9 protein-coding genes are annotated in these 10,775 nt (G+C 61.5%); all 9 read right to left on the bottom strand.

Annotated features, from left to right (window positions below):
- Nucleotides 1-31 precede the first annotated feature (31 nt).
- On the bottom strand, nt 32-1,393 hold the full coding sequence (gene pcaB / locus VGG22_16645) for a 3-carboxy-cis,cis-muconate cycloisomerase (protein ID HEY1729999.1): 1,362 nt from the start codon (nt 1,391-1,393) through the stop codon (nt 32-34).
- A 17-nt stretch (nt 1,394-1,410) separates the two neighbouring features.
- On the bottom strand, nt 1,411-3,195 hold the full coding sequence (locus VGG22_16640) for a DEAD/DEAH box helicase (protein ID HEY1729998.1): 1,785 nt from the start codon (nt 3,193-3,195) through the stop codon (nt 1,411-1,413).
- A gap of 145 nt (nt 3,196-3,340) precedes the next feature.
- A complete protein-coding gene (gene secF / locus VGG22_16635) occupies nt 3,341-4,579 on the bottom strand; it encodes a protein translocase subunit SecF (GenBank protein ID HEY1729997.1) in 1,239 nt (412 codons plus the stop codon).
- 1 nt (nt 4,580) lies between these two features.
- Nucleotides 4,581-5,897 carry a protein translocase subunit SecD gene (gene secD / locus VGG22_16630; GenBank protein HEY1729996.1) on the bottom strand — a complete coding sequence of 439 codons (1,317 nt, stop codon included), beginning with the start codon at nt 5,895-5,897 and terminating at the stop codon, nt 4,581-4,583.
- Nucleotides 5,898-6,293: 396 nt separating this feature from the next.
- Nucleotides 6,294-8,417 (bottom strand): flagellar biosynthesis protein FlhA, encoded by a 2,124-nt coding sequence (locus VGG22_16625; protein HEY1729995.1) that lies wholly within the window; start codon nt 8,415-8,417, stop codon nt 6,294-6,296.
- Complete coding sequence (locus tag VGG22_16620; protein ID HEY1729994.1) at nt 8,417-9,328, bottom strand: EscU/YscU/HrcU family type III secretion system export apparatus switch protein; 912 nt, start codon at nt 9,326-9,328, stop codon at nt 8,417-8,419. The genes VGG22_16625 and VGG22_16620 overlap by 1 nt, the downstream gene beginning before the upstream one ends.
- The gene (locus tag VGG22_16615; protein HEY1729993.1) at nt 9,325-10,008 is read right to left on the bottom strand and encodes a flagellar biosynthetic protein FliR; all 684 of its coding nucleotides are present in this window, start codon (nt 10,006-10,008) and stop codon (nt 9,325-9,327) included. The genes VGG22_16620 and VGG22_16615 overlap by 4 nt, the downstream gene beginning before the upstream one ends.
- The gene (locus VGG22_16610) at nt 10,005-10,274 is read right to left on the bottom strand and encodes a flagellar biosynthetic protein FliQ (GenBank protein HEY1729992.1); all 270 of its coding nucleotides are present in this window, start codon (nt 10,272-10,274) and stop codon (nt 10,005-10,007) included. Before VGG22_16610 ends, VGG22_16615 begins: the two co-directional genes overlap by 4 nt.
- A gap of 34 nt (nt 10,275-10,308) precedes the next feature.
- Nucleotides 10,309-10,775: methylenetetrahydrofolate reductase (locus tag VGG22_16605; protein HEY1729991.1), on the bottom strand; the 467-nt coding region annotated here is incomplete at its 5' end.

The raw sequence follows: 10,775 nt of genomic DNA, 5'->3' as shown, positions 1-10,775 counted from the left end.
CGGTCTCTCGACTACGGGGCGCTTTGCGCCTCTACGCTCGGGATGACAAGGCGAGAACTCGATCGACCATCGCGGCCGATAAACCAACGTAGCTGCGCGGATCGAGCAATTTCTCGAGCGCCGCACGATCGAAGATCTTCGCGATCTCGGGATCCGCAGCCAGGAGATCGATCAACCGTCCCTTGCCGTTCGCAACGGCGACGCAAATTTCGGCGATCTTGTCGTGCGCGATCTCGCGTCCCATCTTCGGACCGAGCGCCATCATGACGTTCTCAGTATTGATCAGACCGTCCGTGATCTGCAAATTCTTCAGCATGCTCTTCGGATGGACTTCGAGACCATCGAGCATGAATTTGGCTTGCGCGAGCGCTCCGGCTGTCAAGCAAAAAATCTCAGGCAGCACGAGCCACTCAACCTCCCACGGCCCCGTAGCGCGCTCGAGGTCGGAGCCCATTGCGGTGAGCAGTCCGGCAACATGCTGGCGCACGACGGCCGCGCAGGCCGTGATGTACGCGCACGAGATCGGATTGCGTTTTTGCGGCATCGTGCTCGAACCGCCACGCTGACCGCCACCCGCCGGTTCTGCAACTTCGCCGAGTTCCGTCATCATCATCAGCTTGACGTCGAGCGCGATCTTTTCGAGCAAGCCACACAGGAGTCCGAGGAAATTGCCGACTTCGCAGATCGTATCGCGCATCGCGTGCCAGGCAATCGGCGGCCGCCCGAGCCCAAGCTCATCCATCACCGCGTCTTGAACTTCGAAGCCGCGCTCTTTCAGCGTTGCGAGCGTCCCGACCGCGCCGCCAAGCTCCCCGATCAAGACGCGCGGCTTCATTTCAGCGAGCCTTTCCACCTGACGATGGAACCCCGAAAGCCACACGGCAACTTTGTAGCCGAACGTCATCGGAACGGCCTGTTGCAGATGGCTGCGGCCAACCATCGGAGTCTCGCGATGCGCACGCGCGAGCTTTGCGAGCGCATCGACGACGGCGTGCATGTCGCGCTCGATCAGCTCGAGTCCGGAACGCATCTGCAAGACCGTCGCCGTGTCGGTGACGTCTTGCGTCGTCGCGCCCCAGTGACACCATTGCCCGAGGCCATCGGCGCAAGCTGCCGTGAGCTGCTGCACGACGGGCATGATCGGAAAGCCGACGCGTTCGGTGGCCGTCTTCAGCTTTTCAAAGTCGATCGCCTGGGCCGTGCAATGTTTTGTGATCTCGGCGGCCGCGTTCGGTGGAATGATGCCGAGCCGGCCTTGCACGACGGCTAAGGCTCTCTCGAAGTCAAGATAGGCCTGAATGCGTCGTTCATCCGACCATACGGCGCGCATCGCGGGCGTGCTGAAGATGTCGCGGTAGATCGACGAATCGATGACCGTTGCGTTCGAATGCATCCCTACCTCTTCTCTTGCTATTCGACGAGCTTGGCGTTTTGCGGATAGATGGGGCGATTAATGATCCGTTCGAGCATTTCCGGAGATTCCGCGAGCACGAGCGAGCAGAAGCGCGCAAAGCTCTCGCGTTCGGCTTCGCCTTCTGCAAATCGCGCGTTCTGCGTCAAGTCGATTTTTCCGGGGACGTCGAGGATTCGAATGAAACGCCCGTCATCATCGGTGCCGACCTCCGCCAGACCGGCATCTGCAAAGATCAGGAGCGCGAAGCCTATGGTCGATGCCCGAACGTTGCGCAGATTCAGGCTCGCGACGACCGTCTCATTGTCGACGCGCGCGATCCCGTCCCGTGCAATGCCGCGAAGGGAACGGTATATCTCGCGCAACGTCTCGAGCCTCGGCGCATCGCAATCAATCAGAAATTCGTTGAGCCCTTTATCGGTCTCTCCAAAAAGAAGGTGGACGTTGGCATCGGCGCCGTCACGCCCGGCTCGCCCCGCTTGTTGGTTGAACTGCGTGAAATCGAAACTCAGATGATAGAGAAAGACGTTGCGCACGTCCGGGAGATCGATGCCCTCGCCGAACGCCGAGGTAGCGACGACGACACGCAGATCGCCTTCACGGAAATAGTTTTCCACCATGGCGCGATCGGCCGAGCCCATGCCGGCGTGATAGAACGCGACCTCGTTGCCAAGCGCCACGCGCAGCTTCTCGGCCACATTCGTTGCGCCGCTGCGCGAATTGCAGTACACGATGCCCTTGCCGCCGTTGCGCAGGACGTCGATCAGATAGGCTTCCCTCGCGCTGGTATTGCGCGCGTCGACGACGTGCAGGTTTTCGCGGATCGTCGCATCGATCACCCAAGCGTCGATGCCGAGTTCGCGTCGAATGTGATCGAATGCGGCGTCGGTGGCGGTCGCCGTCAGCGCCAGCACCTGCGGCATCCCGAGTTTCGGAAGTTTCTCCGGAAGTTTCGCGTATGCGGGCCGGTGCGTCGATTCATAGACATGATGGCCTTCGTCGATCACGAGCAGCGACGGACGGCTTTGCGGCGTGGCAAAGCGCTCGATGTGAAACTCGATGAACTCGGGCGTCGAGCAGACGATATCCCATTCGCCGCTTTCCAGCGCCGCCATCAGCTCAGCCCGCTCTTCGCCGTCGATCGCGCCGTTTGCACGAAACATTCGTATGCCGAGGTCGCCGAGTTTACGCTCGAGCGCCGAGAACTGATCGTTCGCGAGCGCACGTAGCGGGTAGATGACGAGCGTCTTCGCTCCGCGTTCGAGTGCGCGAATCGCGGCGGGATATTGAAAGCAGAATGACTTGCCGCGGCCGGTCCCCATCACGGCAAGCGTGTTACGTCCACCTTCGACGCGATCGATGACCAGTGATTGCGACTCGCGCAGCGGATGCGTCCCGATCAGTGCGCGTACGACGTCGTCATGTCGCGGGGGGCCGGCAGCCGGAAAGGCACGCGCGCGCTTTCGAATGAGATCGCTGCGTCTCACTCTCACATTGACACCAAACGAACGTCCTGCGCCACCGCCCGTTATGTCTGTAACTTCCGCGCCGTAACGGCGCCCTTCGGCGTCGATGAGCGGCGCAAGCTTCTGCGCGAGACTCCGATTCAAGAAACCGAGCTGCAAGCCCCCGTAGAACGCTGCGATCGCATTCGCGTCAAACTTGTTGCCGGGTTCCCGCCGCAGCTCGAGCGTGGCCCCGGGCCGGATGCCGGCGACGATATCTTGACGCCCTTCGAAGCTCACGCCCGCGAGCTTAGTATTGAACTCCGCGGAATCGCCGATGTTCGCATAACGGTCGCGGTCGAGAAACTGCCCCGACTTTGCGAAAAGCGCGTCGACGAACGCACTCGATTCGCTTTTTTCTTCATCAAACGTCGTAAGGAGCCGCTCGAATGCAGCCTCGGACGGCGTCGGAGGTGGAAGAGACTTACTCGGTCTCTTCGAGATTGAGTTTTATCTCCTCATGGCCTTGCTCGAGCGCTTCGTCGTGCAGGCCGGCGCGTTGCGCATCGAGCGGATCGATCTCGGGCTCGATCGTTTCCGTAGCTGCCGTCACGATGCGACGCTTCTTGTAGCGTGTTTGCCGCGGGCCGCTACTTGGATCGACCTTTTCCTTTTCCTTGCGCTCTTTGCGCGCAGCCAGAATCGCTTCGCGTTCTATTGCAGTCCGTGACGCCTGCGCCTTGGCCTCGGCAACCGTACGCGGACGCGAGACCGGCGCGCTAAGGCCGAGCGCGCGACGCCGCTCTGCGCGTTCCACCTGCTGCTTGCGCAGCCGAACAACCAGGGGCGCCGAGTAAAAGATCGAGTGATAGCCGCCGGAGCAAATACCGACCAGCAGCGCAAATGCGAAGTTCTTGAGCGACGCTCCGCCAAGCGCCAGAAGCGCGACCAGCGTGATGACGACGGTTGCCAGTGTATTCACGGAGCGCGTCATCGTCTGCAAGATCGACGTGTTGACGATCCGCTCGTACGGTTCACCGTCCATGACCTTCGTGTTCTCGCGAATCCGGTCGAGAATGACGATCGTATCCATGACCGAGTAGCCGATGACGGTCAGAACCGCAGCTAAAAACGCGTCGTCGACGCGCTTGTCGGCGATCGCATAGATACCGATCATCATCAGCGAATCGCGAACGAGCGCAATGATCGCCACGAGCCCGAAGATGTAATTCCAGCCGAAGCGGAACGCGATATAGATGAATTGGATCGTGATCGCAATAACGAGCGCGTAGAGCGCGTGCAGCAGATACTCGTGCGATAGCGTCGGTCCGACCGTCGATATCGAGGATTGCGCGCGGTCGACTGTCCCAACCGTGGCGAGTGCGGTCCACAGTTTTGCGGTGTCGTTGCCGAAATCGGTTTGCGTCTCGACGCTCCAGCGCGAATCCGGGAGATCTCCCGACTTGGTGAGCGTGTTGATCCGCTCGTCACCGACGCCGACCGTCGAGAGAGCCGAGGCGATCTGCGCTTGCGTGACGCTCTTATCGAATTTCAGCGTCAGATCGGTTCCGCCGGTGAACGATAGACCGAGGCGCAGCGGTGCGCCGGTATTATGCCAATGGACGCCCATTGTGATGAGGCCCGCCGCGATCACGGCGTACGATATCGCCGAGACGATGCGGAACCAGCCGACGATGTTCCAATTCAGGCGCCGGAAGAACACGCTAGGCTCCGGCTTTCACGGCGGCGATGTCACCCGCACTCGCACCGTATGCGGCAGGCGACGTCACGATGTCGGTATCGACGACGACATCCATAAAGAAGCGCGTGATGTAGACGGCGGTACCCAGCGAGAATACCGTTCCCCAAAAGAGCGTGTATGCGAAGCCTTTCACCGTTCCGGTTCCAAGCAAAAACAAAACGCCCGCGCCGACGATCGTCGTCACGTGGCTATCGAAAACCGTCGTAAAGGCGCGCGCGAATCCGGTCCGGACTGCGGCGCGCAACGTCTTCCCGGCCCACAACTCTTCTTTGAGGCGCTCGAAAATCAGAACGTTGGCGTCAACCGCCATACCGATCGAGAGAACGAAGCCGGCGATGCCGGGAAGCGTGAGCGTCGCTTTATTGACTGCGAGCAACGCCAACAAGGCGACGACGTATACGACAAGTGCCAAGTCGGCGAGCAATCCCGGTAACCGATAGACGATGACCATGAATACCAGGACGAGGCCGAGACCGAGCGCCGCAGCATACAGCGATTCCGTCAAGTCGAGCTGACCGAGTACCGGACCGATCGTGTCGTCCGAGATGATCACGACGGGGACGGGCAACGCACCGGCGTTGAGCTCGTTTGCGATGCGTACGACATCGTCTTCCGTGAAGTTGCCGGTGATCTCGCCGCTTTCACCGATCGGCGATTGAATCACGGGCGACGAAACGAAGCCGCCATCCAAGAAGATGCCGAGGTTTTGATGCAAATACTTGCGCGTCAGCGAATCGAACTTGCCGGGATTCTTCGTTTGAAAGTCGATTTTCGGGTGGCCGCTTTGATCGTAGGAGGCCTGAGCGCCCTTCAGCTCGGCACCGCTATAGATGGTCGCACCGCTGGCGAGGAACGCCGGCGACGGCTTCTCGACGCTTCCTTGAATATAGGCTTGATCTTTGCCCGAGGTTTGCGCTGCATACGCGCGGGTCGCAACTTGCTCCGGCACGATCTTGAATTCGAGGTGCGCGACGTCTTTGAGCGCGCGAATCGCTTCGTCGGGATTCTTCACCGCCGGAAGCTCGACCAATATCCGATCGTTGCCCACGCGCGTGATCTGCGGCTCCGTTACGCCCAAGCCGTTGATACGATTGTCGATGACCTGCACGACCTGGCTCTGCACCTGGCTCGTGATAGCAGGGACCTCTTTTGTGGGTTGCAACTGCAAAATGACCTGAACGCCTCCGCGCAGGTCGAGACCCAATCGTATTTTCTGTTGCACGGGCAGAATCGCCCAAACGCAAAGGGCGACGAAGACGAGCAGCAGTGCCGCCTTCACGGGATTTTTGAATCTAGACCACATTTTCCGCCAGCGGGAAGGGGAGAACCGCAAGATTGTAGCAGGGTCGGCATCCCGGGTCAAACCGTGAATGAGGGCGCTTGAGATGGTGGATGTTAAGGGGGTCGACGCCGGCCTTCTTCAGACGAAGTATCGTCTGACGAAGCAGCGCGCCGCGATTCTGCGCGCCCTGGATGGCGCAGCACATCTTTCTGCCGAAACGATTTTAGAACGCGTTCGAGAAGAGCTTCCCGGCGTTAGCCTTGGAACGATCTACCGCACGCTCGACATTCTGCGCGAACTTGGCCTCGTGCAAGTATTTTCGCATGCAGGTTCAGCGGCACGCTTCGAAGCCGTGCTCGAAAAACATCATCACCTGTTGTGTACAAAGTGCGGTCAGCTCGTCAACATCACCGCGCCCGGACTTGCGGATCTCGCCGCAGCGATCGGCTCGACGCGCGGATTTTCCGAGATCGACTGCGTGTTGACCGTCACCGGACTCTGTCCATCGTGTTCGACGACGAGCGTTCCGATCGGTTCGAGCGGCATTTCGCGCGGCAGCTCAGCGTAAGAGAATACCTCGACTTCCAGTCCCCACCGAACGACAAGCTCGCTGAGTAAGGGTCGCGCACGCGAGCCCGTGACGATTGCGCCGGCGTGCGCGAATCGGTCGGCGTGGGCGACGATCGCAGCGCGCAAACCAAGCGCGAAACCGGGATCAGGCGCGACGCCGAGCTCCGGATCGTCGTAGTATAGCAACGTCTCCTCGAGGTCGGGCGCAGCCACGAGCACATGCGGCACGCGATTACGACGTCGCAGCTCGACTGGTACGATGCGCCTGCGAATCGCCTCGGCGAGATCGCGCGGTTCACGCGTACCGCCCGCATCGATGAGGGCTTCCAGCGCAACGAGCGGATCGCGCGGCCACATCTTCTCGCGCAAGAGCAGCACGAACGCGCGATGTGCAAGTGCTACGGGGATCGCTTCGCCGATCTCTTTGACGAGCGCCGGTGCTACGGCGCGAAGATGTTCGAGCAGCGTCGCAAACTCTTGGCGACCGAAAAGCTCGGCAGCGTGGCGGCGCGCGACCTCCGCCAAATGCGAGCCCAGAATCGAAATCGGATCGAAGACGATCAGGCCCTGCTTTTCAACGTCGCCTCGAAGCGCAGGATCGATTGCGCGTGCGGCGAGGCCATAGACGGGCTCGCGAGCGGCATCACCGGCGACGCTGGCTAAAAGCTCGTCGTTGCCCACGGCGAGCAGACGGTCAAGCCGTAAGCGACCTACGGCCGCAACGGCATCATGCACGCGAATTGCGTACGTGTCTCTCTCGCGCGTGAGATCATCCCGCAGGCGTACCCCGGGAATTGCGATTCCGATTTCAATTGCAAGGGCGCGGCGAATTTCTCCAATCCGGTCGAGCAGCATTTCGTCATGCGGCGGTTTGAGCAGCGCGAGCAAGTCCGCACCGACGTCGATTGCAATCGCATCGACTCCAACCAAACCGAGCGCGCTTTCCGGACGACGCAACGCAACGCGGCGCGCATCGGAATGTTTCTTTCGCGTGGACGTATTCTCGTCGCGCGCCCGACGCTGCGCGAAATGGGCAGCAAGAAATGCCGCCCCGGAGAGCGTGGCAAAGAGCGGCCCGGGCAGCCCCGGCACGAAGGCCAGAATTCCGACGAGCGCAGCTGCTCCGCGCAAGGCATCGGGCCGCGCAAGCAACTGTTGTGCCAGATCGCTCCCGAGCGAACGCTCGACGGCAACCCGCGTCACCATCAGACCCATTGCGACCGAAATCAAGAATGCAGGTAAGGTCGTTACGAGCGCATTCCCAATCGAAAGAATCGCGTAGCGTGCGAACGCGTCGGCGGGCGCGAGGCCATGGGTGAGCCCGATCGCGATTCCCCCGCAGAGATTCAAAAGGACGATAACGAGCGCGGCAACGGCATCGCCTTTTACAAACTTTCCGGCGCCGTCCATGGCTCCATAGAAATCGGCCTCAGCTTGGATCCGTGCGCGACGCGCGCGCGCCGCTTCCGCATCGAGAACGCCGGCGTGCACCTCGGCATCGATCGCCATCTGTTTGCCGGGCATCGCATCGAGCGTGAACCGCGCGGCAACCTCGGCCACGCGCTGCGCACCCGTGGCGACGACGACGAATTGAATCGTAATCAGAATTGCAAACACGATCAGTCCGACGATGGGGCTTCCACCCACGACAAACGACCCAAAGGCTGGGATGACGGCACCGACACCGCCCGCCTCGTCGCCGTGCGAGAGAATCAGCCGCGTCGCGGATACATCGAGCGCTAGACGATAAAGCGTTGCAACCAGTAGTGCGGGCGCGAACGCAGAAAATTGAAGCGGTTCCTCGACACGAATCGCTACCAGCAGCACGAGCGCTGCAGCCAGGATGTCGACGCCGAGAAGCAGGTCGAGCAGCGGCGGCGGCAGCGGAACGACGAGTACAAAGACGATGCCGAGGACCACGCCGGCGAATGCGTATGTCGAACGCATCACTCTTCTCGCTGCAATGCCGCGATGATCTGTGCGACGGCGAGGTACACTTCGGGCGGTATCGGGCCAAGCGCATCATGCGCGAAGAGCCGGCGCGCCAACGGCGGGTCCTCGATAAGCGGTATGCGCAACTCCGCCGCGAGCTTTCTCACGCGCAGTGCGCCGTCGCCGGCGGCTCGAACCAGGATCATCGGCACCGGCATCTCACCCGTAACATAGCGCAACGCAATCGCGATGTGCGTTGGATTGACGACGACGAAGGTTGCGCGACGAACGTTTCGCAGCGCACCGCGTATCACCAATCGATGCAGGCGACGGCGGCGTGCGCGCGCTTGCGGATCACCGTCGTTCTCGCGCATTTCACGGCGTAGCTCGTCGAAGGTCATCCGCAAGCGGCGTCGCCAGCCTTTGCGCACGACGAGGACGTCCACGATTGCTGCAACGATGCCGACAGCGACCACGCCTTCGATCGCGCGCCCGATTGCGCTAGGAACCGGTTTGATCGCGCATGCAATGACTACCAGACACGCCAGAGCGGAGAGCGTGCTGCGCGCCACGCCGTGTGCGGCCTCGATACCAAGCGGTGGGCTGATATTGAGTCGAAATGGTAAGGGCCGCATCGAAATCCCACGCGTTTGCGCTACGGTTGCCAGCGCCGCGGCAAGAGCGCTGCCGGCTCCCGTCGCAGCGACGGCAATGAAGCCCGCCCTCATGATGCGAGCCAGATCGCCGGGATTCGCAATCGCGTGCATGCCCTCGAGGAAGCCGGCTCGCACGACGGGCAACACGGCCGAAAAACCGAGCAGCGCACCGCAGAACGACGCGACCGAGACGGCATCGCGCGAGACCGGATGATCGCCTTCGCGCCGCGCGCGTTCGAGTCTGGACGGGGTCGGCTCAAATGATTTCAACGCGAAGCCATGTCACGAACGTTTCCGAGCGAGATGAATGCGACGAGCAGCACGGCAGCATACGCGAGCGGATACGCGAGCGACAAGCTCCCGAAGCGTGGGATGACGCGCGTCAGCACGGCCAATCCGGCCTGAATGGAGATGGCCACGCAAATGCCCGGTGCTGCGAGCTGCAGCGTAATGCGCGCGAATTGCGGCGCATACGCGAAGCCGAAGCTGCGTAGTGCATGCGCGTCGATCGCGGCTCCTAACGGAACCGCGAGAAATGTCTTCGCAAAGGTTACGATCAGCGCATCGATTCCACCAAGTGCAAAGTACGCAGCGATGAAAACGAGCAGCCACAAGCCGCCGAAACCAGCCGGCGCAACGCTTACTCCCGGGACGCTCGCGCGCAGCCCAACGAGATCGTCGAGAAGACGTCCGGCGGCCGAAAACCCCTCGAAGACAAGCGTTGCGCCCAGCCCGAAGACCGCGCCGGTCAACGCCTCGCCCATAAGAAGTACGAGAAACGCCGCGGCCGAGTGCTCGCGAAGGTTTCCGGCGCTCGGCGCAACCGCAATGGCGAGTGTGAACGCAAACAGCACGCGAACGCTGGCCGGGACGTTGGCTCGCGAGAATCCCGGTGCGCGCACGAAGAAGCCGATCGCGCGCGCGAACACCGCAAGCAGCGTCGCCGTCACGCTCCGTGAACCAGCGCCGGAAGCGCGCTGACGGCGGCCTCGAACAGACCACTGCAGAGTCGTAACCCGAAGGCACCGAAGACTACGACGAGCGCGCCGATCGCCAGCAATTTCGGCAGCAGCGTCAGCGTCTGTTCGTGAACTTGCGTCGCGGCTTGCAAGACTGCAACCGCGGTGCCGACGATCGTGGCAACGACGACGGCGGGCAACGCGAGCACCGCACAGACCACGCATGCCTGCCGTAGCAACGCATCGAGCTCGCCCATGCCGCGATACTACGCGAGGTAGATTACGAGACGGTTACTTCTTAGTTGTCATCCCGAGAGTAGCGCCTGCAGGCGCGGAGTCGAGGGACAGCGGCCAGCGGTTTGCGGCACGAAGTGCCGAGCACACGGCGCGACTTGCCGGCGAGCGATTCAGCGTGTAAAAGTGGATGCCCGGTGCACCGCGCGCGAGCAAATCAGCGCACTGCAGCGTGGCATATGCAACGCCGAGATCGACGACGGCCTCGGGTTCGTCCACGCGGCGCTCTAGCTCAGAGCGCAAACGGAACGGGATCTCCGATCCGCACATCTCGGTAAAGCGCTGGATCTGACGGTAGTCGGTGATCGGCATGATGCCCGGAAGAATCGGAACCGTGATTCCCATGCTGCGCGCGCGCTGTACGAACGTGAAATAGCGTTCGTTGTCAAAAAACAACTGCGTCGTCAAAAAATGCGCGCCGGCCCGAACCTTCTCCGCAGCGTACCGCAGATCGGTCTCGGCAT

The organism is Candidatus Baltobacteraceae bacterium (genome assembly GCA_036489885.1).
Classification (GTDB): Bacteria; Vulcanimicrobiota; Vulcanimicrobiia; order Vulcanimicrobiales; family Vulcanimicrobiaceae; genus JAFAMS01.
The sequence above is the reverse complement of the archived record's forward strand: the minus strand, read 5'-3'. Positions and strand labels throughout refer to the sequence as shown.